Origin of the sequence: Streptomyces sp. NPDC006529, assembly GCF_040611795.1 — a bacterium.
GTDB lineage: Bacteria > Actinomycetota > Actinomycetes > Streptomycetales > Streptomycetaceae > Streptomyces.
This window is the reverse complement of record NZ_JBEXPB010000023.1, coordinates 45,705-67,501: the sequence shown is the minus strand read 5'-3', so window position 1 is coordinate 67,501 and position 21,797 is coordinate 45,705. Positions and strand designations below refer to the sequence as shown.

18 protein-coding genes and 1 pseudogene are annotated in these 21,797 nt (G+C 73.6%); 13 read left to right on the top strand and 6 right to left on the bottom strand.

The genetic code is table 11. From position 1 onward, the window contains the following. Window positions 1–70 precede the first annotated feature (70 nt). From ABZY31_RS17920 to ABZY31_RS17905, 4 genes are all read left to right on the top strand, one after another. Window positions 71–532 (top strand): DUF6153 family protein, encoded by a 462-nt coding sequence (locus ABZY31_RS17920; protein WP_356411162.1) that lies wholly within the window; start codon window positions 71–73, stop codon window positions 530–532. Window positions 533–622: 90 nt separating this feature from the next. Then, a complete protein-coding gene (locus ABZY31_RS17915; RefSeq protein WP_356411159.1) occupies window positions 623–2,341 on the top strand; it encodes a multicopper oxidase domain-containing protein in 1,719 nt (572 codons plus the stop codon). Between the two features lie 118 nt (window positions 2,342–2,459). After that, window positions 2,460–3,614, top strand: a complete 1,155-nt coding sequence (locus tag ABZY31_RS17910; RefSeq protein WP_356411156.1) for a DUF4352 domain-containing protein — start codon at window positions 2,460–2,462, stop codon at window positions 3,612–3,614. Between the two features lie 102 nt (window positions 3,615–3,716). Beyond that, on the top strand, window positions 3,717–5,471 hold the full coding sequence (locus ABZY31_RS17905; protein ID WP_356411153.1) for an NAD+ synthase: 1,755 nt from the start codon (window positions 3,717–3,719) through the stop codon (window positions 5,469–5,471). A gap of 63 nt (window positions 5,472–5,534) precedes the next feature. Here the strand turns inward: ABZY31_RS17905 and ABZY31_RS17900 are convergent, their stop codons facing one another. Beyond that, the gene (locus tag ABZY31_RS17900; protein WP_356411150.1) at window positions 5,535–6,563 is read right to left on the bottom strand and encodes an endonuclease/exonuclease/phosphatase family protein; all 1,029 of its coding nucleotides are present in this window, start codon (window positions 6,561–6,563) and stop codon (window positions 5,535–5,537) included. Between the two features lie 298 nt (window positions 6,564–6,861). Between ABZY31_RS17900 and panB the strand changes: the two genes are divergently transcribed. The 3 genes from panB to ABZY31_RS17885 all read left to right on the top strand — a co-directional run bounded on the left by panB (window position 6,862) and on the right by ABZY31_RS17885 (window position 9,708). Next, a complete protein-coding gene (panB, locus tag ABZY31_RS17895; protein WP_356411147.1) occupies window positions 6,862–7,743 on the top strand; it encodes a 3-methyl-2-oxobutanoate hydroxymethyltransferase in 882 nt (293 codons plus the stop codon). 85 nt (window positions 7,744–7,828) lie between these two features. Beyond that, on the top strand, window positions 7,829–8,860 hold the full coding sequence (locus ABZY31_RS17890; protein WP_356411145.1) for an ATP-binding cassette domain-containing protein: 1,032 nt from the start codon (window positions 7,829–7,831) through the stop codon (window positions 8,858–8,860). Continuing rightward, window positions 8,857–9,708, top strand: a complete 852-nt coding sequence (locus ABZY31_RS17885; protein WP_356411143.1) for an ABC transporter permease — start codon at window positions 8,857–8,859, stop codon at window positions 9,706–9,708. Before ABZY31_RS17890 ends, ABZY31_RS17885 begins: the two co-directional genes overlap by 4 nt. Before the next feature lie 47 nt (window positions 9,709–9,755). Here the strand turns inward: ABZY31_RS17885 and ABZY31_RS17880 are convergent, their stop codons facing one another. Then, window positions 9,756–13,073, bottom strand: a complete 3,318-nt coding sequence (locus tag ABZY31_RS17880; protein WP_356411140.1) for a BTAD domain-containing putative transcriptional regulator — start codon at window positions 13,071–13,073, stop codon at window positions 9,756–9,758. 121 nt (window positions 13,074–13,194) lie between these two features. Between ABZY31_RS17880 and ABZY31_RS17875 the strand changes: the two genes are divergently transcribed. Continuing rightward, window positions 13,195–14,004 carry a site-2 protease family protein gene (locus ABZY31_RS17875; RefSeq protein WP_356411138.1) on the top strand — a complete coding sequence of 270 codons (810 nt, stop codon included), beginning with the start codon at window positions 13,195–13,197 and terminating at the stop codon, window positions 14,002–14,004. Here ABZY31_RS17875 and ABZY31_RS17870 read toward each other — a convergent pair. Continuing rightward, window positions 13,982–14,161, bottom strand: a complete 180-nt coding sequence (locus tag ABZY31_RS17870; RefSeq protein ID WP_356411135.1) for a hypothetical protein — start codon at window positions 14,159–14,161, stop codon at window positions 13,982–13,984. The two genes, ABZY31_RS17875 and ABZY31_RS17870, sit on opposite strands and share 23 nt — an antisense overlap. Before the next feature lie 243 nt (window positions 14,162–14,404). On the opposite strand from ABZY31_RS17870, the pseudogene ABZY31_RS17865 reads away from it, so the two are divergent. Beyond that, window positions 14,405–16,210: pseudogene (locus ABZY31_RS17865) on the top strand (TerD family protein); the annotation flags it as partial. A gap of 73 nt (window positions 16,211–16,283) precedes the next feature. On the opposite strand, the gene npdG reads toward ABZY31_RS17865, so the two are convergent. Beyond that, window positions 16,284–16,988, bottom strand: a complete 705-nt coding sequence (gene npdG / locus ABZY31_RS17860) for an NADPH-dependent F420 reductase (protein ID WP_356411132.1) — start codon at window positions 16,986–16,988, stop codon at window positions 16,284–16,286. Between the two features lie 94 nt (window positions 16,989–17,082). Here npdG and ABZY31_RS17855 point away from each other — a divergent pair, with 94 nt between their 5' ends. Beyond that, the gene (locus ABZY31_RS17855) at window positions 17,083–17,685 is read left to right on the top strand and encodes a hypothetical protein (protein WP_356411129.1); all 603 of its coding nucleotides are present in this window, start codon (window positions 17,083–17,085) and stop codon (window positions 17,683–17,685) included. Window positions 17,686–17,729: 44 nt separating this feature from the next. Here ABZY31_RS17855 and ABZY31_RS17850 read toward each other — a convergent pair whose 3' ends face one another. Next, window positions 17,730–17,975: a hypothetical protein gene (locus tag ABZY31_RS17850; protein ID WP_356411127.1), complete on the bottom strand. Its 246-nt coding sequence runs from the start codon at window positions 17,973–17,975 to the stop codon at window positions 17,730–17,732. 58 nt (window positions 17,976–18,033) lie between these two features. Here ABZY31_RS17850 and map point away from each other — a divergent pair, with 58 nt between their 5' ends. Together map and ABZY31_RS17840 are read left to right on the top strand one after the other, a co-directional pair. Beyond that, the gene (map, locus tag ABZY31_RS17845) at window positions 18,034–18,891 is read left to right on the top strand and encodes a type I methionyl aminopeptidase (protein ID WP_356411124.1); all 858 of its coding nucleotides are present in this window, start codon (window positions 18,034–18,036) and stop codon (window positions 18,889–18,891) included. Window positions 18,892–19,037: 146 nt separating this feature from the next. Then, a complete protein-coding gene (locus ABZY31_RS17840; RefSeq protein ID WP_356411121.1) occupies window positions 19,038–19,685 on the top strand; it encodes a biliverdin-producing heme oxygenase in 648 nt (215 codons plus the stop codon). Window positions 19,686–19,736: 51 nt separating this feature from the next. On the opposite strand, the gene ABZY31_RS17835 is transcribed toward ABZY31_RS17840, so the two are convergent. Continuing rightward, window positions 19,737–20,405, bottom strand: coding sequence for a PhzF family phenazine biosynthesis protein (locus ABZY31_RS17835; RefSeq protein WP_356411118.1), 669 nt, complete (start codon window positions 20,403–20,405; stop codon window positions 19,737–19,739). Window positions 20,406–20,655: 250 nt separating this feature from the next. On the opposite strand from ABZY31_RS17835, the gene efeO reads away from it, so the two are divergent. Further along, window positions 20,656–21,792 (top strand): iron uptake system protein EfeO, encoded by a 1,137-nt coding sequence (gene efeO / locus ABZY31_RS17830; RefSeq protein WP_356411115.1) that lies wholly within the window; start codon window positions 20,656–20,658, stop codon window positions 21,790–21,792. The last annotated feature ends 5 nt before the right edge of the window (window positions 21,793–21,797 follow it).

Sequence of the window (21,797 nt, the reverse complement as noted above, 5' to 3'; positions counted from 1 at the left end):
GTGGGACCAATCCTAAGCAGGGCGGGGCCGATCGGCCGGGCGCATACCCACCCGGGGTAAGCTGTCGCGCATGACGGACGCCGCCCGCAGGACGCCGCGAGCCGCCCGGTGGTCCCGGGTGCTGCTGCTCGCCGCACTGCTGCTGGGCATCGTCACCATGCACACGCTGGGCCACCCGGACGACTCCCGCGCCGGACGGGACGCACCGCCCGCCCACTCCGGCGCCCACGCGATGCCCGCGCCGCCCGCCGACGCCCCGGCCGCCGCGCCCGCCCCCGAGGGGGACGCTGCGGCCCGCGGGCAGCTGCTGGGCGATCCGGCGGACGGCCGGATGGCCATGGACCCGATGTCCGTGTGCCTGGCCGTGCTGCTGACCGGGATCACCCTGCTGGGCGCGCTCGCGCTCGCGCGGGCCGCCGTCGGGTCCGGTCCGGCCGCGCGGCGCGGGGTCCGGGGCGGCCGCGTGCGCGGTGGGCCGGACCCGCCCGGGGGCCGGGAGCTCCTCACCCTGCTGGCGGTGCTGCGCGTATAGGACGGGCCCGCCGCCGCTCCCGCGCGCCCGCGGGAGGCGGCGGACCGCGCCCGCCCGTCCACGCGACACCACACCACGAGGTGCACTTCCATGCGCGCTCCCACATCGACGACCCCTCCTTCCCCCCGGCCCTCCCCCTCCCCCACCCTCTCCGGCCTCCCCTCCCGGCGCGCGGTGCTCGGCGCCGGCGCGGCCGCGGCCGGATCCGCCCTGCTCGCCGCCTGCTCCGGCGGTTCCGGCACGGACCACGGCTCCATGGACCACGGCTCCATGGACCACGGCTCCATGGACCACGGCTCCATGGGCCACGGCTCCCCGGACGGCGGCTCCTCCGCCCGCCCGGCGCCCGGCGGTTACGTCGACCCCGCCGGGCCCGAGGTCCGGGCGGCCGAGGCGGCCCGCCGGGCCACCGGCCCGGTCGCCGAGGTCGCCCTGACCGCCACCGCGGGCCCGCTGGACCTCGGCGCGGGCCGCACCGTGCGCTCCTGGGCGTACGGCGACCGGCTGCCCGGCCGGGAGGTCCGGGTCACCGCGGGCGGCACCCTCGCCCTGACCCTGGCCAACCACCTGCCCGCGGCGACCTCCCTGCACTGGCACGGCCTGGCCCTGCGCAACGACATGGACGGGGTGCCGGGGCTCACCCAGCGGGACATCGCCCCGGGCGCCTCCTTCACGTACCGCTTCGCCGTGCCGCACCCGGGGACGTACTGGTTCCACCCGCACTCCGGGGTTCAGCAGGACCGCGGGCTGTACGCCCCGCTGATCGTCGAGGACCCCCGGGAGCCCCTCTCCTACGACAAGGAGTGGGTGGTGGTCCTGGACGACTGGCTGGACGGGGTCGACGGCTCCACCCCGGACGCCGTACTCGCCGAACTCCGCGGGGGCATGAGGGAAGGAGCCGGTCACGGTGGCCACGGCGGCCATGACGCGGGTGCCGGCGCCGCCTCCCCCACCGCTCCCGCCGGGCCCTCGCGCATGCTCATGGGCGGCGGGGGCAGCGCCGTCCTCGGCAAGGACGCGGGTGACGTCGGCTACCCGCACTACCTGGTCAACGGCCGCCTCCCGGAGGACCCTTCGGTCTTCGCGGCCCGCCCGGGCGACCGGATCCGGCTGCGGATCGTCAACGCGGGCGGCGACACCGCCTTCCGCATCGCCCTCGGCGGCCACGAACTGACGGTCACGCACACCGACGGCTTCCCCGTCGAGCACGCGAAGACCGGCTCGCTGCTCCTCGGAATGGGCGAGCGGTACGACGTCCTCGTCACGGCCGGGGACGGGGTGTTCCCGCTCACCGCGCTGGCCGAGGGCAAGGGAGCGGCCGCCTCGGCGCTCGCGCTGCTGCGCACCGGGAGCGGAGCGGCGCCCACCGCCGCGACCCGGCCCGCCGAGCTGGCCGGACCGCCCCTGACCGCGGACCGGTTGCGGGCGGCCGGGAGCGCGGCCCTCGCCGCCCGGGCTCCCGACCGGACGGTGCGGATCAAACTGACGGGCGGCATGGCGGCGTACGACTGGGCCTTCGACGGGGAGCCGTACGCGCCGGACCGGCGGCACCCGGTGAAGGCGGGCGAACGGGTCCGGCTGGAGTTCAACAACTCCACAACGATGTGGCACCCGCTGCACCTGCACGGCCACACCTTCGCCCTCGGCGGGCAGTCGGGCGGGGCCCGCAAGGACACCGCGGCGATCCTCCCCGGGGCCACCCTGACGGCCGACTTCGACGCCGACAACCCGGGCCTGTGGATGGTGCATTGTCACAACGTCTACCACGCGGAGGCCGGGATGATGACGGTGCTGGGCTACCAGCGCTAGCGCCGCCGGGACCGGCTCCCGGGCGCTGAACCGGGAGCCGGCAATCCGGTTGGCCGGGGGTGCGGCGCGTGGCAGGGTGGAAGATCACCGCGCCGCCATCCCTACATGAGGATTTTCGTTGGATCTGAGCAAGCCCTCGCACCCGTCGGCCGACCGGCCGGCCCCGGCCGACGACAGGCCGTCCGCGGCCGCCCCGTCCGGACCCCAGACGGAACCCGAGGGCACGCCCACGCCCGCGGACGCGCCCGCGGGCGCCCCCACCGACACACCCGTGCACGACGCGGCGACCGTGATCGGCACCCCGGCCGTCCCGCCGCAGGCCGCACCGGCTCCGCAGACCGCGCAGACGTTCGCACCCCCGTCCCCGTCCCCGTCGCCCTTCGCCGCCCACGGCGCGCCCGGCGCGCCCCCGTACGGCCCGCCGCAGCCGCCGTCCGCGAACCCGTGGGGCCCGCCGCCCGGCGGGTACGTCAACATGCCCTACCCGGGCGCCCCGGCTGCCCCGCAGAACAACGGCATGGCGATCGCCGCCCTCGTCCTCGGCATCGTCGGCATCCCGCTCGGCTTCACGCCGTTCCTCTTCTGGGGCGGCGCGCTGGTGGCGCTGGTCGCCATCGGCCTCGGCATAGCGGGCATGGTCCAGGCCTCCAAGGGCGCGCCGCGCAAGGCGATGGCCGTCGCCGGCACGGTGCTCGGCGTGCTCGGCCTGTGCGCGGCGGGCGCGGGGACGTACTTCACCGGCCGGATCCTCCACGAGATCGACGACCAGGTGAACAAGGGCCTGCCGCCCTCGCACAGCAGCCCGTACGACGACGAGTACGACGACGACTACGACGACGAGAGCCCGAGCCCGCGCCCCAGCGACGTCCCCGGCAAGACGTCCCCGCTGCCCTTCGGCCGGACCTTCACCTACGACGACGGCGTCGAGGTCACGGTGAAGGAGGCCACCGGGTACACCCCGGAGCCCAACAAGTACGACCCGGGCCGCCCGAAGTTCGCCGCGAAGGTGACCGTCACCATCACCAACAAGACGAACGAGAAGGTCGAGCTGCGCGCCGCGCTGCCCTCCGCGCGCGACGACAAGGGGCTGGAGTCGAAGCGGATGTACGACTTCACCGTGGAGCACCCGTTCTCGGGTTCGCTGCTGCCCGGGCAGTCGTCCACCGGCGTCTTCGCCTTCGGCCTGCCCGAGGGCACCAAGGGGATCCAGTTCGAGATCGCGCCCGGCATCGGCAAGTACGACGGCGCCATCTGGAGCGGCACCCTGGGCTGAGCGGGCTCCGCTTCCCCGGCGCTCCCCCCGGCGCGATGTCCCGGAACACCCCGCGTTCCGGGGCATCGCGTCAGAACGACGATTAGTGGCTAGAGTGGGGACGTGCCTCAACTTCGTCTCGCTCTGCTGCAGATCGACGCGCACGTCGGCGACATCGCCGCCAACGCCGAATCGATCGTCCACTGGACCCGGCACGCCGCCGAACAGGGCGCCCACCTGGTGGCGTTCCCCGAGATGGCGCTGACCGGATATCCCGTCGAGGACCTCGCCCTGCGCGGTTCCTTCGTCGAGGCCTCGCGCACCGCGCTCCTCGCGCTCGCCGAGCGGCTGGCCGCCGAGGGCTTCGGTGAGCTGCCGGTGGTCGTCGGCTACCTGGACCGGACCGGCCACGCCGTGCCGCGCCTCGGCCGCCCGGCCGGTTCCCCGGAGAACGCGGCGGCCGTCCTGCACGGCGGACGGGTCGCCCTGCGCTTCGCCAAGCACCACCTGCCCAACTACGGGGTCTTCGACGAGTTCCGGTACTTCGTGCCGGGCGACACCCAGCCGGTGATCCGGGTGCGCGGCGTGGACGTGGCCCTGGCCATTTGCGAGGACCTCTGGCAGGACGGCGGCCGGGTCCCGGCCACCCGGTCCGCCGGGGCGGGCCTGCTGCTCTCCGTCAACGCCTCCCCGTACGAGCGCGACAAGGACGACGTGCGCCTCGAACTGGTGCGCACGCGCGCCCGGGAGGCCGGCTGCACCCTCGCCTACCTGGCGATGATCGGTGGCCAGGACGAGCTGGTCTTCGACGGCGACTCGATCGTCGTCGGCGCGGACGGCGAGGTGATCGCGCGCGCCCCGCAGTTCTCCGAGGGCTGCGTGCTGGTCGACCTGGAGCTGCCGGCCGCCTCCGCGACCCCGGTCGAGGGCGTGGTGGACGACGGCCTGCGGATCGACCGGGTGGTCCTGTCCGAGGAGCCGGTGGAGCCGTACGAACCGGTGGTCGCGGGCGGGTACGCCGAGCGGCTCGACGACGACGAGGAGGTCTACGACGCGCTGGTCGTGGGGCTGCGCGCCTACGTCCGCAAGAACGGTTTCCGCTCGGTCCTGATCGGGCTCTCCGGCGGCATCGACTCCGCGCTGGTCGCCGCGATCGCCTGCGACGCGATCGGCGCGCAGAACGTGTACGGCGTCTCGATGCCCTCGAAGTACTCCTCCGAGCACTCCAAGGGGGACGCGGCCGACCTGGCCGAACGCACCGGGCTGCACCTGCGGACCGTCTCGATCGAGCCGATGTTCGACGCCTACATGGGGGCGCTGGCACTGACCGGCCTCGCCGAGGAGAACCTCCAGTCCCGGCTGCGCGGCACGACGCTGATGGCGCTGTCCAACCAGGAGGGCCACATCGTGCTCGCCCCGGGGAACAAGTCGGAGCTGGCCGTCGGCTACTCGACCCTGTACGGGGACTCCGTCGGCGCCTACGGCCCGATCAAGGACGTCTACAAGACGGACGTCTTCCGCCTGGCCCGCTACCGCAACCGGGCGGCCGCCGAGCGCGGCGAGACCCCGCCGATCCCGGTCTCCTCGATCGAGAAGCCGCCGAGCGCCGAGCTGCGCCCGGGCCAGGTGGACACGGATTCGCTGCCCGACTACCCGGTGCTGGACGCGATCCTGGCGCTGTACGTCGACCGGGACCAGGGCCTGGAGGCGATCGTGGCGGCCGGGTTCGACCGCGCGCTGGTCGCCAGGATCCTGCGGATGGTGGACACCGCCGAGTACAAGAGGCGCCAGTACCCGCCGGGCACCAAGATCTCCGCGAAGGGCTTCGGCAAGGACCGGCGGCTGCCGATCACCAACGGCTGGCGCGAGCGGGGCTGAGCGCGTGGCCGCGGCTTCCCCCTCGGGCCGTACCCGCCGAGGGGAAAGCCGCGGGCAGCGGTGTTACGGCCGGACCGTGAGCCGGGCCGCGATCGGCAGGTGGTCGCTGCCGGTGCGCGGCAGGGTCCAGGAGGCCTCGGGCTTGATGCCGCGGACCATGATCTGGTCGATGCGGGCCATCGGGAAGGCGGCCGGCCAGCTGAAGCCGAAGCCGTCGCCCGCCGCGCCCTGCGTGGAGCGCATCTGCGAGGTGACCTCGGACAGGGCGCGGTCGTTCATCGTGCCGTTGAGGTCGCCGAGCAGGACGACCTTCTTCAGCGGTTCGCCCGCGAGCGCGGCGCCGAGCGCCCCGGCGCTGTTGTCGCGCTGGTTGGCGGTGAATCCCGCGTTCAGCTTCACCCGGACCGAGGGCAGGTGCGCGACGTAGGCGGCGACCTGGCCGGAGGGGGTGTCGACGGTGGTCCGCATGGCGCGGGTCCAGCCCATCTTGATGTCGACGGGCCGGCTGGAGGACAGCGGGTACTTGCTCCACACGCCGACGGTGCCCTCGACCGCGTGGTACTTGTACGTGCCGGCGAGCACCTCCTCGTAGGCCGGGACGGCGCCCGCCTTCAGCTCGGTCAGCGCCAGGACGTCGGCGCCCGACTTGGCGACCGAGGCGGCGGTGCCGCGCGGGTCGGCGTTGTCGGCGTCGACGTTGTGGCTGGCGACCACGAGGTTGCCGCCGGAGCCGGACTTGTCGCTGATCAGCCCGCCGAAGAGGTGCACCCAGACCACGGAGGGCAGGACGAGCGCGATCAGCGCGGTCGCGGACTTGCGGACGACGCCGATGACCAGCAGCACGACGATGAGCACGCCCAGCCAGGGCAGGAACGTCTCGATGAGGCTGCCGAGGTTGCCCACGTCGTTGGGCAGCCGGGCGTGGAAGATCATCACGAGGGCGATCAGCAGGGCCGCGGCGGCGGTCGCGATGCCGCGCCGCCAGATCCCCGGGTCCTTGCGCAGGGCGGCCAGCCGGCTGCGGGGTCCGGATCCGGAGGGCTCGGGCTCCGGACCGCCGTTCCCCGTCTCCGCCACGTACGCCTGTGCCATGCCATGCCCTCACTGCCGTGCTCGCGCTCCGTCCCCGCCCCTTGACCCTAGGCGATGACCGAAGCCATGCGCGCCGTCCTTCCCGGCACGCACAACCCGGAGGACGAACGGCCGTACGGGGAAGGTTCCGCTTGTCACGAAACGCGCACATAGGCTCGGGCGTGCCTCGCGGGCGGCTGGTGCGGCCGCGGGACCCCGGAGCGGGTGTGACGGACCGCGCGGCGCAGCACTACCGCCCCGGGCCGCGATGGTGCCACCATGGTGGATGAGTCCGGGGACGCCGTGAGGGTGCCTCGAGATGACACAAGGAGCAGTTGCCATGACGCATGCCGTTTCGCCTGCCCGCGAAACCTCCGCCCCCACCCTGTACGGGGGCAAGGGCAGCCGCCGCATCACGGTCCGCGACCTCGGCCTCGCCAAGGAACGCGGCGAGAAGTGGCCCATGCTCACCGCTTACGACGCGATGACGGCGTCCGTCTTCGACGAGGCCGGGATCCCGGTCATGCTCGTCGGCGACTCGATGGGCAACTGTCACCTCGGCTACGAGACCACCGTCCCGGTGACGATGGACGAGATGACCCTGCTGTCGGCGGCGGTCGTCCGGGGCACCAGCCGGGCCCTGATCGTCGGGGACCTGCCGTTCGGCTCCTACCAGGAAGGCGCGGTCCAGGCGCTGCGCAGCGCGACGCGCCTGGTCAAGGAGGCGGGGGTCGGCGCGGTCAAGCTGGAGGGCGGCGAGCGGTCGCTGGCCCAGACCGAGCTGATCGTGCAGTCCGGCATCCCGGTCATGTCCCACCTGGGGCTGACTCCGCAGTCGGTGAACGCCATGGGCTACCGGGTGCAGGGACGCGGTGACGAGGCCGCGCACCAGCTGCTGCGGGACGCGAAGGCGGCGCAGGACGCGGGCGCGTTCGCGGTGGTGCTGGAGCTGGTGCCGGCGGAGCTGGCCGCGGAGGTCACCCGGTCGCTGCACATTCCGACGGTCGGCATCGGCGCGGGCTCGGAGTGCGACGCGCAGGTGCTGGTCTGGACGGACATGATGGGCCTGACCGGCGGGAAGATGCCGCGCTTCGTGAAGCAGTACGCGAACCTGCGCGCGACGATGTCCGACGCGGCGAAGGCCTTCGCCGAGGACGTCGTGGGCGGAACGTTCCCGCTGGAAGAGCACAGCGTCCACTGATCCCGGCGCCACCGACAGCCGGCCGACGGCCCCCCACGGGCGCTGTCGGTCGGCTGTCGGTGCTTTGTCAGTGGCCTCTGGTCCCATGTGGGACATGACGCGAAACGACAACACCCCCGGCCGTGGGGCACACGGCACCCACGCGGTAGAGGTACGGGGACTGGTCAAGCACTACGGCGAGACCAAGGCCCTGGACGGCGTGGACCTCGATGTCCGCGAGGGCACGGTCCTCGGGGTCCTCGGCCCGAACGGCGCCGGGAAGACCACCCTGGTCCGCTGCCTCTCCACCCTGATCACCCCGGACGCGGGCACCGCGGTCGTCGCGGGCTACGACGTGGTCCGCCAGCCGCGGCAGCTGCGCCGCACCATCGGCCTCACCGGCCAGTACGCCTCGGTCGACGAGAAGCTCTCCGGCTGGGAGAACCTCTACATGATCGGGCGGCTGCTGGACCTCCCCCGCAAGGACGCCCGCCGCCGCGCGGACGACCTGCTGGAGCGGTTCTCGCTGACCGAGGCGGCCAAGAAGGCCGTCATGAACTACTCCGGCGGCATGCGGCGGCGCCTGGACCTCGCCGCGTCCATGATCGGCAGCCCGGCGGTCCTGTACCTGGACGAGCCGACCACCGGCCTGGACCCCCGCACCCGCAATGAGGTGTGGGACGAGGTGCAGCGGATGGTCGCCGAGGGCGCCACCGTCCTGCTCACCACCCAGTACATGGAGGAGGCCGAGCAGCTCGCCAGTGAGCTGACGGTCATCGACCACGGCAAGGTCATCGCCAACGGCAAGGTGGACGAGCTGAAGGCGCGCGTCGGCGGCCGTACCCTCAAGATCCGCCCGGCGGACCCGGCGGACCTGCCCGCGATGGCCCGTGCGCTGGCCGAGACCGGCCTGGACGGCGTCGCCGGTTCCCAGGCGGTTCCGGACGAGGGCGTCCTGCTGGTCCCGATCCTGAGCGACGAGCAGCTCACCGCGGTGGTCGGGCTGCTGGCCGCCCGCGGCTACGCCATCGCCGACCTGGGCACCTACCTGCCCAGCCTGGACGAGGTCTTCCTCGCCATCACCGGCCACAAGGCCACGTCCGTCGACGCCCACCAGACCGAGGAGGTAGCGGCATGAGCACCGTCACCACGAAACCCGCCCCCACCCGCTCCGCCCCGGCCTCCGGTCCGGCGGCGGTGAGCGACGAGGGCCGCCTGGGCCTGCGCGCCCACCTGCGCCACATCGGCGCGCTGGCCCGCCGCAACGTCCTGCAGATCAAGCAGGACCCCGAGTCGATGTTCGACGTCCTGCTGATGCCGATCATCTTCACGCTGCTCTTCGTGTTCGTCTTCGGCGGCGCGATCTCCGGCAAGGGCAACCAGCAGGAGTACGTCAACTACGTGGTGCCCGGCCTGATGGCCATGATGGGCATGAACATCGCGATGGGCGTCGGGACCGGCGTCAACGACGACTTCAAGAAGGGCGTGATGGACCGCTTCCGGTCCATGCCCATCGCCCGGTCCTCGGTGCTCATCGCCAAGATCGTGGTCGAGGTCGGCCGCATGATGGTCGCCATCGCGATCCTGCTGGCCGTCGGCTTCATGCTGGGCCTGTCCATCAAGACCTCGGTCCTGGACCTGCTGGCGTCCATCGGTCTGGCGGCCGTCTTCGGCGCCTCCCTGATGTGGATCTTCATCCTGCTCGGTCTCACCATGAAGACCGCGCAGGCCGTGCAGGGCATGGCGATGCTGGTCCTGATGCCGCTCCAGTTCGGCAGCTCGATCTTCGCCCCGCCGACCACGATGCCCGGCTGGCTGCAGTCCTTCACCGACTACAACCCGCTGTCCAACCTGGCCGACGCCGCCCGCGCGCTGATCAACGGCACGCCGATCGGCAACTCGGTGTGGATCACCCTGGCCTGGTCGGTGGGCATCACCCTGGTCACCATGCCGATCGCCGTCCGCAAGTTCCGCGACAAGACCTGACGACCTGATCCGGGCGGGACCGGATCGCGTCCCGGACCCGCAGCGGGTCAGACCAGGGCGGTGGCCTCCTCCAGGGTGAGGCCGCCGCCCTCGGCGTGCGCCGCCTCGTAGGCGGCGTCGCCCAGCACCGCCCGCGCCCGCTCGTCGGCCCGGGCGACGCCCGCGCGTTCCGTGCCGACGGGCACGTGGGCCGGCGGCAGCAGCGCCCGGTAGGCGCCGACCAGCAGGGCTGCCGTACGGGCGTGCTCCGCGCCGCCGAGCCCCGCGTGCGCCTCGGCCGCGGCCAGCAGGTACACGGCGGGCATCTGCGGCGCGATCATCATGGACAGCGGTTCCCCGGCGGCGCCGAGGGCGACCCTGACCTGCGCGAGGGCGTCCTCGTACTTGCCGTCCTGGTTGTCCAGCCACGCCATGAGGCCCTGGAGGAACCCGTCGAAGATGGCGTAGACGCCGTGCGTGAACTCCTCGCGCAGCGCCTGGATCTGGAGGCGGGCCTCGGGGATCCGGCCGGTGGAGCCGAGGCGGGTCGCCAGGAACATCCGGCCGGCGGGCACGGCCTCGTCGCCGAACCGCTGGTCGGCGCCCAGGACCTCGGTGAGGATCTCCTCGGCCTGCTCGCCGCCGCCGTCCTCCAGCAGGGCCCCGGCCATCCGGACCCGCAGCACCAGCACCTGGCCCTTGGCGCCGAGCCGTTCGGCGTGCCGGATGGCCGCCCGGTAGTCCTCGGCGGCCAGGGCGTACTCGCCGCGCTTCTCGCGGGATTCGGCGCGGGCGGAGAGCGCCTCCGCGCAGCCCCAGTCGTCGCCGAGGTCCTCGAAGATGGCCAGGCTCTCCTCGGCGTCGCGGGCCGCGTTGCCGGCCCAGTCGGCGCGGTTGGCCAGGACGTTGGCGCGCAGCTGGAGCGCGGAGCCCAGCTCCCAGCGGTAGCCGAGTCTGCGGGCGGTCTCCACCGTGGTGTCGGTGATCTCCCGGAGCAGCCCGGGGTGTCCGCCGATCATGGCGGCGTAGATCCACAGGGATCCGGGATACCGGCAGGTCTGCGGCAGGCCCGGGTCGTAGACGGCGGCCATGCCGTCGATCAGCGGGCGGACCTCCGGTGCGAACCAGCCCTCGTTGGACTGGTCCAGGGCGGCGAGCTGGAGCAGCCTGATGCCGCGCCAGGCCTCCGTCAGCCGCTCGCCGGTGTACGGCGGGGGCGTGTCCACGATCTGTTCGTACACGGGCCGCGCGCGCTCGGCGGGCGCCGCGAAGGGATCCGGTCCGAGGGCCGCGACGGCGTCCGTCCAGTGGCGCATCTCGGTGCGCAGGTCCCGCATCTGCCAGTACCAGACCAGGGCGTGGACCAGGCACAGCGCCTCGCCCGTGTCGCGGGTGGCGACGGCGCGGCGCAGGGCGGTGCGCAGGTTCTCGTACTCGGTGGCGAGCCGCCGGGCCGCCTCGCGCTGGCCGCGCCCGCGCAGCAGGGGGTCGGTGGTGCGGGCGAGTTCGCGGTAGTGGACGAGGTGGCGGCGGCCGGTGGCCTCCTGGTCGTCGGCGGTCGCCGCGAGGCGCTCGGCGGCGTACTCGCCGACGGTCTCCAGCAGCCGGTAGCGCATGTCGCCGTCGGGTCCGGGGGCGGCGACGACCAGGGACTTGTCGACGAGCGAGCCGAGCACGTCGGCGACGTCGCCCACGCCGTCCTCCCCGTCGCCGTCGTGGGCGCAGACGGCTTCGGCGGCGGTGAGGTCGCAGCCGCCCGCGAAGACGGACAGCCGGGCCAGGACCGTACGTTCGGACGCGTCCAGCAGCTCCCAGGACCAGTCGACCACCGCCCGCAGGGTCTGCTGGCGCGGCAGCACCGTACGGCTCCCACTGGTCAGCAGACGGAAACGATTGTCCAGCCGGTCCGCGATCTGCCGCGGGGTCAGCAGCCGCAACCGCGCCGCCGCCAGCTCGATGGCCAGCGGCAGACCGTCCAGACGACGGCAGATCTCGGCGGCTGCGGCCGGATCGTCGGCGACGGCGAAGCCGGGCCGGGCGGCGGCCCCGCGCTCCGCGAACAGCCGCACCGCCATCGGGTCCGGCAGCGGTTCCACCGGCCGCAGCAGCTCCCCCGGCACGCCGAGGGGTTCGCGGCTGGTGGCCAGGATCTGCACGCCGGGGCAGTGGGTGAGGAGCCGCTCGGCCAGTTCGGCGGCGGCGCCGATGACGTGCTCGCAGTTGTCCAGGAGGAGGAGCATGCGGCGCCGGGAGCAGTGTTCGGTGAGCCGGTCCAGGGGGTGGTCGCCGGTCTGCCCGGTGAGCACGCGCAGTTCCTCGGCGGCGGCGCCGCGCAGCTTGGTCTCGCGGGCGCCGAGCGCGGCGAGCGCCGCTTCGACGACGCCGTCCGGGTCGTCGACGGGGGCCAGTTCGACCATCCAGACCCCGTCCGGCCAGTCGGTCGCGGCCGCCGAGTGCGCCTCCGCGGCCTCCTGGGAGAGCCGGGTCTTGCCCGCGCCGCCGGGCCCGAGCAGGGTGACCAGCCGGGCTCCGGCGAGGTCCGATCCGATGACCCGGATGTCCTCCTGGCGGCCGACGAAGGTGGTGAGCCGGGCCCGCAGGTTCCCCGTGGGGGCGGCCGCCACGGGTGCGGGCGGCGGGGCGGCGGCGGGGGCCCGGCCGGCGGGCGCCGGGGCCAGCAGCTGCGTGTGCAGGGCCCGCAGGGCGGGTCCCGGGTCGGCGCCGAGCCGGTCGGCCAGGTCCCGGCGCACGCCGTCGTAGGCGGCCAGCGCCTCGGCGGCGCGGCCCGCGTCGCGCAGGGCCCGGATCCGCAGCACCTGGAGGGGCTCGTCCAGCGGCAGTTCGGCGCACAGGGCGGTCAGCTCGGGCAGCACCCGCTCCGCCTCGCCCAGGGCGAGGGCCGCGCCGAGGCGGCCCCGGCGCGCGTCCAGCCGTACGGTCTCCCAGCGCGCGGCCTCGGCGGCCCCGTCCGGCAGATCCGCGAGGGCGGCCCCGCGCCACAGGGCCAGGGCCTCGTCGTACAGGCCGGCGGCCGCGCCCGGGTCCCCCGCCTCCAGGCGCTGCGCGGCGGTGCGGGCGAGGCGCTCGAAGCGGTAGAGGTCGATGTCGTCGCGCCCGGCGGCCAGCCGGTAGCCGCCCTCCTCGGAGACGACGGCCGCGTGCCCGGCGGCCCGGCGCAGCCGCGCGATCAGGGCCTGCAGGGCGCCGGACGCGTCCTGGGGCGGTCCGTCGCCCCAGACCTCGTCCACCAGGAGCTCGGCCGGCACCACCCGCCCGGGGCGCAGCGCGAGCGCGGTCAGGAGCGCGCGCAGGCGTGCTCCGCCGAGGGCGACGGGGGTCCCGTCGCCGCGGACTGCCTGGGCACTGCCGAGAATCGCGTAACGCACCGGCCCATTGTGACCGCACCGGAGCCCGGACCCACCGGGATTTCGCGGCGGGCCGATGCCCGCGACCACGGCGGCGGTCCCCGGGGCGGGGCCCCGGACCCCCTGGGATAGGTTTCGGAGCATGGATCATCAGGGCGGCCGCGGCGAGCGGCGGATCAGCGCGGTCTTCCTCGGGATCGCCGCGGTGATGGGCGTCACCGGGTGGGCCGTGTGGACGGGGTACTCGACCAGTACCGGACTGGCCGTCTTCCTCTTCGTCACGTCCGCGTGGATCGTTTCGCTGTGCCTGCACGAGTACGCGCACGCCCGGACCGCCCTGCACGGCGGCGACCTGTCGGTCGGTGCCAAGGGCTATCTGACGCTGAACCCGCTGAAGTACACGCACGCGCTGCTGAGCATCGTGCTGCCGGTGGTCTTCGTGATCCTGGGCGGGCTCGGCCTGCCCGGCGGGGCCGTGTACATCGAGCGCGGGCGGATCCACGGCAGGTGGAAGCACAGCCTGATCTCGGCCGCCGGGCCGCTGGCCAACGTGGCGTTCGCCGTCGTGTGCACGGCGCCGTTCTGGCTGGACGCGCTGGACGGGGTGCCGACGGCCTTCCGCTTCGCGCTCGGGTTCCTGGCGCTGCTCCAGGTCTCGGCCGCGATCCTGAACTTCCTGCCGGTCCCGGGCCTGGACGGCTACGGCGTGATCGAGCCGTGGCTGTCGTACCGGGTGCGCCGCGAGGTCGAACCGCTGGCGCCCTTCGGGCTGATCGCGGTCTTCGCCCTGCTGTGGATCCCGGGGGTCAACGCGTTCTTCTTCGACGTCGTGAACGGCGTCCTCGGCGCGCTCGGCGTCTCCGACTTCGAGACCTACTGCGGCCGCGACCTCTACACCTTCTGGCGGGAGGCCGCTGCGGTCTGCTCGGTCAGTTCGCCGCTCGCCGGCTGAGCCGGTCCTTGCGCAGGTAGAACCACGCCATGTTCGAGGTCACGCCCGCCAGCAGCACCCAGACGATGCCGAGGAAGCTGCCCTCCACGAAGGCGACGACGGCCGCGGCCACGGACAGGGCGCAGACGATCAGGGCGAACACGGCAAGGCGGGGCATGGGCCGAACTCCTCGGGGACACTGAACGGGGCCGATCCCCTCCAGTGTCCCCCATCGTGGCGGGCGCTCATATCCGGACCTTTTTCGGCCGAACCCGCGCGTTTCGCGCGACGGCGGGTCTACGGTGCGCCCAGCGCGCTTCTCAGCGCGCACGAACAGAGCGACGGCCCGGCCCGCTCGGCCCGGTGACGGACGGCACCGGGCCGAGGCTTCTTGTCGAGTGCGGCACCCTGCCGACCGCGGCGGATCGTGATCGCGGCCAGCCAGTACGGCGGGACGTGCTTCGGGGACCTGGACGACCTGCGGATGACGGTCGCGGACCGCTCCGGCGAGCCGCTGGTCGGGTTCTCCATCAAGGACGCGAGCGTGGAGACGGCCTTCATCTTCGGCGAGCTCTACCGGCGGGGCGAGGAGTGGAAGTTCCGCGCGGTGGGCCAGGGCTACGAGACCGGGCTGACCGGGCTGACCAACGACTTCGGCCACGCGCTCCCCGAGGACCCGGACGAGCAGGCGGGCCCCTCGGACGCGGAGGAGGCGCAGGCGGGCGCCGTGGCGGTGGGCGTCGTGGAGGCGGGCGTCGCACAGGGCACGGCGGTCGGCCCGGCAGCGGCGGACGCCGGGGCGACAACGGATCCCACGGGGACGGCGGACCCGGCGGCTCCGGCCGGCACGGCGGGCGGCGCGCTCGCCCCCGCGGCGGCCGACGCCGTGCCCGCCCAGACCCGCGGCCGGGCCCCGCGCACCACCAAGAAGAAGATCACGCTGCCGCGGGTGCCCAGGACCACGCTCGCCGAGAACGAATCCTGGCGCCCGGCCCGGCTGTTCCCCGTCCCCTCCCTGAAGAGCGACGGCGAGCGCGAGGTGCGGGCCACCTCGGTGCTGCTGTCCGTGATGGCGCAGGTACCGGAGCTGGGCCGCAGGCTGACGGCCGGCTTCGGCGCGCCCGCCGGGCGGATGGAGACCTTCACCGAGGTGTCCCTGCCGCACGGCGACTCGCCGAAGCGGCCGGACGGGGTGATCCGGGTGGAGCGCGCGGGCAAGCTGTGGACGGCGCTCGTGGAGACGAAGACGAACGGCAACCCGCTCAAGGCGGAGCAGGTGCAGCAGTACATGGACATCGCCGCGCGGCGCGGCTACGAAGCCGTGATCACGCTCTCCAACGACGTGGCCCTCGAAGGCGCCGCCATGGTGGACGTCAAGATCGACGGGCGGCGCAAGCACAAGGTCGGCCTCTGGCACCTCTCCTGGGCCGAGGTCGCCCACCAGGCACAGATGCTGATCCGGCACGAGGGCGTGGGCAACGCCGCGCACGCCTGGCTGCTCCAGGAGCTGCTGGAGTACCTCCGGCACGAGAACTCCGGCTGCCACGGCTTCCAGAACATGGGGCCCGCCTGGGTGCCCGTGCGCAAGGGCATCGAGGACGAGACCCTCGGCGCGGACGACCCGCGGGCCGTCGAGGTGGTCGGCAGCTGGGAGCGGCTGATCCGCCAGGTCTGCCTGCGCCTCGGCGGGGAGCTGGGCCAGAAGGCGCTGCCGGTGCAGCGGGCCCGCAGGGGAAGCGATCCGCAGGCGCGGCGGGCCGCCGCGGCCGCGCGGCTCGCCGCGGAGGGCCGGCTGGCGGCGGAGCTGCGGATCGACGGGACCAGCGTGGTCATCGCGGTCGTCGCTGACCTGCGCACGGCCAAGGTGCGCACGTCGGTCGAGGTGCCGGCGCCGGAGGCCGCGTACCCGCTGGTGGGGGCGAAGCGGCTGCTGAAGCTGCTCGCCGACTCCCCGGCGGACCTGCACGTGGAGACCTTGACCGACGGTGCGGGTCCGTGGCCGCGCGGCACCCTGGAGCGGCTGCGCCCCGAGCCCGGAGACCTGCTGCCCCGGGACGGCGCGGCCGTCACCGGCTTCCGGCTGTCGCTGGTCAAGGGGATGGGCAGCACCCGGGGCAATACGGAGTCGGGCTTCATCCGCAGCGTCGACGACGCCGTGGCCCGCTTCCACCAGGCCGTCGTGGCGCCCCTGGGCGCCGGGGAGGGGCGTACGGGCCGCCGCGGCTGAGCCGGGCGCGGGCGTACGGGCCCCCGGCCGCCGCCGTGTTCGGGCGGCCGGGGCGCCCGTACGCCCCGGGCGCTCAGACGTCCGTGACGCGCAGGCCCGCGTGGGCCTTGTAGCGGCGGTTGACCGAGATCAGGTTGGCGACCAGGGACTCCACCTGGTGGGCGTTGCGCAGCCGCCCGGCGAAGACGCCGCGCATGCCCGGGATGCGGGCGGCGAGGGCCTGGACGATGTCGGTGTCGGCGCGGACCTCGCCGAGGACCATCACGTCGGTGTCGATCTCCTCCACCGACGCGTCCTGGAGCAGGACGGCCGACAGGTGGTGGAACGCGGCGGTGACCCGCGAGTCCGGCAGCAGCAGCGCGGCCTGCTGCGCGGCGCTGCCCTCGTCGGGCTTCAGCGCGTAGGCACCCTGCTTGTCGAAGCCGAGCGGGTTGACGCAGTCGACGACGAGCTTGCCCGCCAGCTCCTCGCGCAGCGCTTCCAGGGTCTTGGCGTGGCCGTCCCACGGCACCGCGACGATGACGATGTCGCTGCGCCGGGCGCACTCGGCGTTGTCCGCGCCCTCCACGCCGAGGCCCAGTTCCGCGGCGGCGGCCCCGGCCCGGTCGGCGGCGCGCGAGCCGATGATCACCTTCTGGCCCGCCCGGGCGAGCCGGTAGGCGAGGCCGCGGCCCTGGTCCCCGGTGCCGCCGAGGACGCCGACGACCAGGCCGGAGACGTCGGGCAGGTCCCGGGGGTCCTTCGCCGGAGCCTTCTGGGTGCTGTCTGTGGAAGTCATGAGGGCGAGGGTACTGCCGGGTAGCTCAAGGCCGAACGGGTGAGCGTGCGCCGGACGCCCCCGGTTGCTCCGTCCGTGGTGCAGGATGCCGCCCATGGATGCCGTCCGAGTCTCCCTGCTGCGCGACGTGCTCGCCGGCACGCAGTGGCCCGCCGCCGCCCGCCGCTTCGCGGGAGCGCTGCGCGCCTCGGTGGTCCCGGCGGGCGGGAACCTGCTCCTGGTGGGCACCGAGCAGTACGAGCCCTGGCACCTGGCCGCCCACCTCGTCGACGAGGCGGCCTGGTCGGGACTGCCCGCCCTGGCGCCGACGCTGGTGCGCCACCGGGTGCTGCCCGGGGAGCCGGCGCACCTGTCGGTGGGCCTGGGGCGGCTGGCGGCGGCCCGGCGCGGCCACACGCTGCTGGTGGTGGCTCCGCAGCGGCCCGGCGCGGGGCTGCTGGAGCGGGTGCACGACGCGCGGCGCGCGGGGGCGACCGTCCTGTCCCTGGACGGCGGGGACCGGGAGCTGGCCGCGCTGGCGCACGACGCGCTGTCGGTGCCCGACGGCGCGGAGCTGGACCTGGACACGGCGGCGCACCTGGTCAGCGCGGCCGCCGGGGAGAACAGCGTGCCCGCGCAGCGCACCCCGCGCCGCTTCCGGGACCGGCTGGCGCGGCTGGCCGAGCAGCTGACCGCGCCGCCGCCCAGCCGCTGGTAGCCGGGCGGCGCGGGTCGGGCCGGGTCCTGCGGGAGTTCCGGGACCTACGGCGCGCTCCGGGCCTCTCCCTCCCCTTCCTCCCGGGACGCGTCGTTCCACTTGGGGTCGTTCTGCCACTCCAGGTTCCGCTCCTGGGCGGTCTCCATCGCGTGGTTGGCCTCTTCGGGCGTGGCGTAGGGCCCGAAGCGGTCCTTGGCGGGACAGTCCGGCCCCTCCTCGACCTTCTTGTGGACGAGGCAGTAGTACCATTCGCCCGGTTTGCCCACTTGACGCTTCTTGAACAGAGCCATTCGGCGCTCCTTCCTGTGCCGCCATGCTGCCCGATCCCCGCTGGATACACTCGTTCGCATGTCTGGCCAGTCACTGCTCGTTCCAGGCGAGCTCTCCCCCGCCCTTTCCGTTCCCGGAAACATCCGCCGCCCCGAGTACGTGGGCAAGCCCGCACCCACTCCGTACACCGGGCCCGAGGTGCAGACGGCCGAGACCATCGAGGCGATGCGCATCGCCGGCCGCATCGCCGCCCGGGCGATGGAGGAGGCCGCCAAGCTGATCGCCCCCGGGGTGACCACCGACGCGCTGGACCGGGTCGCGCACGCGTACATGTGCGACCACGGCGCCTACCCGTCGACCCTGGGCTACCGCGGTTTCCCCAAATCCCTCTGCGCCTCCGTCAACGAGGTCATCTGCCACGGCATCCCGGACTCCACGGTGCTGCGCGACGGTGACATCGTGAACCTCGACGTCACGGCGTACATCGGCGGCGTGCACGGCGACAACAACGCCACCTACCTGTGCGGCGACGTCGACGAGGAGTCGCGCCTGCTGGTGGAGCGCACCCGCGAGGCGCTGAACCGCGCCATCAAGGCGGTCAAGCCGGGCCGCCAGATCAACGTCATCGGCCGGGTCATCGAGTCGTACGCCAAGCGCTTCGGCTACGGCGTGGTCCGGGACTTCACCGGGCACGGCATCAACTCGTCCTTCCACTCCGGCCTGATCGTCCCGCACTACGACAGCCCGCACGCCACCACCGTCATCGAGCCCGGCATGACCTTCACCATCGAGCCGATGCTGACGCTGGGCACCCACGAGTACGACATGTGGAAGGACGGCTGGACGGTGGTCACGAAGGACCGCAAGCGCACGGCGCAGTTCGAGCACACGCTGGCGGTGACGGACACTGGGGCGGACATCCTCACGCTGCCGTAGCCGGGCGGGCAGCAGGCGCCGGTGACAGGGCGGCGGGTACGGCGTACCTTTTTACCGACAGGGCGTCGGCAACCGACCGACTCGGGTGAGCCCGAGCAGGAGGACCCGGCGTACGCCCGCCCGCCCCCGGCCCCCGGAGGTCCGTCTTGGACACCTTCTCCACGGTCATCCGCGTCGCCTCCCACGCGCAGCACACGGAGGCCGAGACCTCGTCCTTCATGAGCGACCTGCTCGGCGGCCGGCTCGGTGTGGACGCCTACGCGCGCTACACCGAGCAGCTCTGGTTCGTGTACCGGGCGCTGGAGGACGCGGCCGGGTCCCTTCAGCACGATCCGGTCGCGGGCCCGTTCATCCGGCCCGAACTGATGCGCGTCCCCGAGATCGAGCGCGACCTGGCCCACCTCCTCGGCCCCGGCTGGCGCGAGCGCGTCGCGGCGCTGCCCGCGACCCGCGCGTACGCCGACCGGGTGGCCGCCTGCGCCGCCGAGTGGCCCGGCGGGTACGTCGCCCACCACTACACCCGCTACCTCGGCGACCTCTCCGGCGGCCAGATCATCCGCGACAAGGCGGAGCGCACCTGGGGCTTCGCGCGCAAGGGCGACGGCGTCCGGTTCTACGTCTTCGAGGCCATCGCCAACCCGGCCGCCTTCAAGCGGAGCTACCGCGAACTCCTGGACGCCATCGACGCGGACGACCTGGAGAAGCAGCGGATCGTCGACGAGTGCAAGCGGGCCTTCGACTTCAACGGGGCCGTCTTCCGCGAACTGGGCGAACGCTTCCCGCTCAGCGCCTGAGCCGCCCGCCGCGGGGCGGCGCCGGTGCGCGGCGGCCGCCCGGGCGGGGGCTCAGTTCCCGCCCGGCGACTGCGCGGCGAAGCGCACCCGGCCGCCGATGTCGATCGTGCCGTCCGGGCCCGGGGCGGTGAGGATCTGGGAACCCGCGCCCTGGGTGATGTTCAGCGCCCGGTTCAGCTGGGCCGTCAGCAGCAGCGCCGCCGAGCCCGTGGCCTCGTCCTCGGCGATCGCCCCGTCGGGGCGGCGCGGGAAACCGCGGGCGCGGACCCGGCCCGCCGGCTCGTCCTCCCAGGCCCACGCGTACAGCCAGCCCTCGCCCGGCGGCGGGGCGGGCAGCGCCTCCACCTCGGCCGCGCTCGCGTACTGCTCGGTCCGCTTGCCCTCGACCCATTCGGCGCGGGCGGTGATCCAGGTGAACTCGCCGTCGTCGCGCGCCCACACGGCGCCCGCGGGCGGCCGCAGCTCCTCGATGTCCAGGAGCCAGGCGACCCCGACGAGCGGGTGCCCGGCGAAGGCCATCCGGGTGCCGGGGGTCCGGATGTCGACGATCCCGCGTTCGGGGTCGTCGACGAACACCGTTTCGCTGTAGCCGAGTTCCGCCGCGAGCGCCTGGCGGGACGCGTCGTCGGGACAGCTGCCGCCGTCGCGCACGACGCCGAGCAGGTTGCCGAACCGCCCGTCACCCGCGCAGAACACCCTGAGTACGTCGAGATCGTTCACGACGGCATTCAAGCACGGGCGCGGGCCGCCGCCCGCCCCTCCGGCGGGTGCCTACCGCGCCCTGACGCGCCCGCCGGACTTGACCCGCACTTGACCCGACCATGGGGTGCCCATGGGGGCGTTGTGACGGCCCCGTGTCCGGCATCGGCCAATGAGAGCTGAATCACTGGACGAGCGGGCATCGGTCAGGTAAGCCTCGGTTAAGTTAGGTCCGCCTCACCCAGCCTTCGCCTTTTCGCCAGGAGCCTCCATGCGATCCGCCGCCCGCTTCACCGTCGTCACCGCGGCCGCCGCCGTGGCCGCGCTCACCGCCGTCACGGGCTGCGCCGAGAAGAACGACTCGGTGTACGGGACGATCAAGGTCGCCGCCTCGGACACCGCCTGCGACGTCTCCACGAAGGAGATCCCGTCGGGCAAGGTGCAGTTCGAGGTCGAGAACAAGGGCTCCAAGGTCACCGAGCTGTACGTCCTCTTCCCGGACGGCCGCATCGTGACCGAGAAGGAGAACATCGGCCCGGGCACCAAGGCCTCCATCACCGCCGAGATCAAGGCCGGCGACTACGAGGTCGCCTGCAAGCCCGGCATGAAGGGCGACGGCATCCGCCAGAAGCTCAAGGTGACCGGCGGGGACGCCGTGAAGCGCAGCCCCGAGCTGGACGCGGCCGTCGCCGAGTACCGCAAGTACGCGCAGGCGCAGGCCGACGAGACCCTGCCGAAGACGCAGGCCTTCGTGGACGCGGTCAAGGCCGGCGACGTCGAGGCCGCGAAGAAGGCGTACGCCCCCTCCCGCATCGGCTGGGAGCGCACCGAGCCGGTCGCCGAGTCCTTCGGTGACATCGACCCGAAGGTCGACGTCCGCCAGGACGGCCTGGAGGCCGGGCAGAACTGGACCGGCTGGCACCGCCTGGAGAAGGCCCTGTGGGCCGACAACAAGATCGGTGACGAGGAGAAGAAGCTCGCCGACCAGCTGATCACCGACCTCACCGACTGGCAGAAGCGCGTCGGCACCGCGGAGATCACCCCCACCTCGATGGCCAACGGCGCCAAGGAGCTCCTCGACGAGGTCGCCACCGGCAAGGTGACGGGCGAGGAGGAGACCTACAGCCACACCGACCTGGTCGACTTCAAGGCCAACGTCGAGGGCGCGCAGAAGGCGTACGAACTGCTGAAGACGACCGCCGCCAAGAACGACGCGGCGCTCACCCAGCAGCTGGACACCCAGTTCGCGGCGCTGAACACGCTGCTGGACAAGTACCGCGCGGACAAGACGGGCTACGAGTTCACCTCGTACGACAAGGTCGGCGCCCCCGAGCGCAAGGAGCTCTCGGACGGCGTGAACGCGCTGGCCGAGCCGCTCTCCAAGCTCGCCGCCGCCGTCACGAAGTAAGGGAG

Coding starts and splice junctions, on each gene's coding strand:
- ABZY31_RS17870 (WP_356411135.1), bottom strand. CDS start 14,161: ATGCCCCGCCTTGCCGTGTTCGCCCTGATCGTCTGCGCCCTGTCCGTG.
- npdG (WP_356411132.1), bottom strand. CDS start 16,988: ATGACTTCCACAGACAGCACCCAGAAGGCTCCGGCGAAGGACCCCCGG.
- efeO (WP_356411115.1), top strand. CDS start 20,656: ATGCGATCCGCCGCCCGCTTCACCGTCGTCACCGCGGCCGCCGCCGTG.
- ABZY31_RS17850 (WP_356411127.1), bottom strand. CDS start 17,975: ATGGCTCTGTTCAAGAAGCGTCAAGTGGGCAAACCGGGCGAATGGTAC.
- ABZY31_RS17875 (WP_356411138.1), top strand. CDS start 13,195: ATGGATCATCAGGGCGGCCGCGGCGAGCGGCGGATCAGCGCGGTCTTC.
- ABZY31_RS17885 (WP_356411143.1), top strand. CDS start 8,857: ATGAGCACCGTCACCACGAAACCCGCCCCCACCCGCTCCGCCCCGGCC.
- map (WP_356411124.1), top strand. CDS start 18,034: ATGTCTGGCCAGTCACTGCTCGTTCCAGGCGAGCTCTCCCCCGCCCTT.
- ABZY31_RS17890 (WP_356411145.1), top strand. CDS start 7,829: ATGTGGGACATGACGCGAAACGACAACACCCCCGGCCGTGGGGCACAC.
- ABZY31_RS17915 (WP_356411159.1), top strand. CDS start 623: ATGCGCGCTCCCACATCGACGACCCCTCCTTCCCCCCGGCCCTCCCCC.
- panB (WP_356411147.1), top strand. CDS start 6,862: ATGACACAAGGAGCAGTTGCCATGACGCATGCCGTTTCGCCTGCCCGC.
- ABZY31_RS17920 (WP_356411162.1), top strand. CDS start 71: ATGACGGACGCCGCCCGCAGGACGCCGCGAGCCGCCCGGTGGTCCCGG.
- ABZY31_RS17855 (WP_356411129.1), top strand. CDS start 17,083: ATGGATGCCGTCCGAGTCTCCCTGCTGCGCGACGTGCTCGCCGGCACG.
- ABZY31_RS17900 (WP_356411150.1), bottom strand. CDS start 6,563: ATGGCACAGGCGTACGTGGCGGAGACGGGGAACGGCGGTCCGGAGCCC.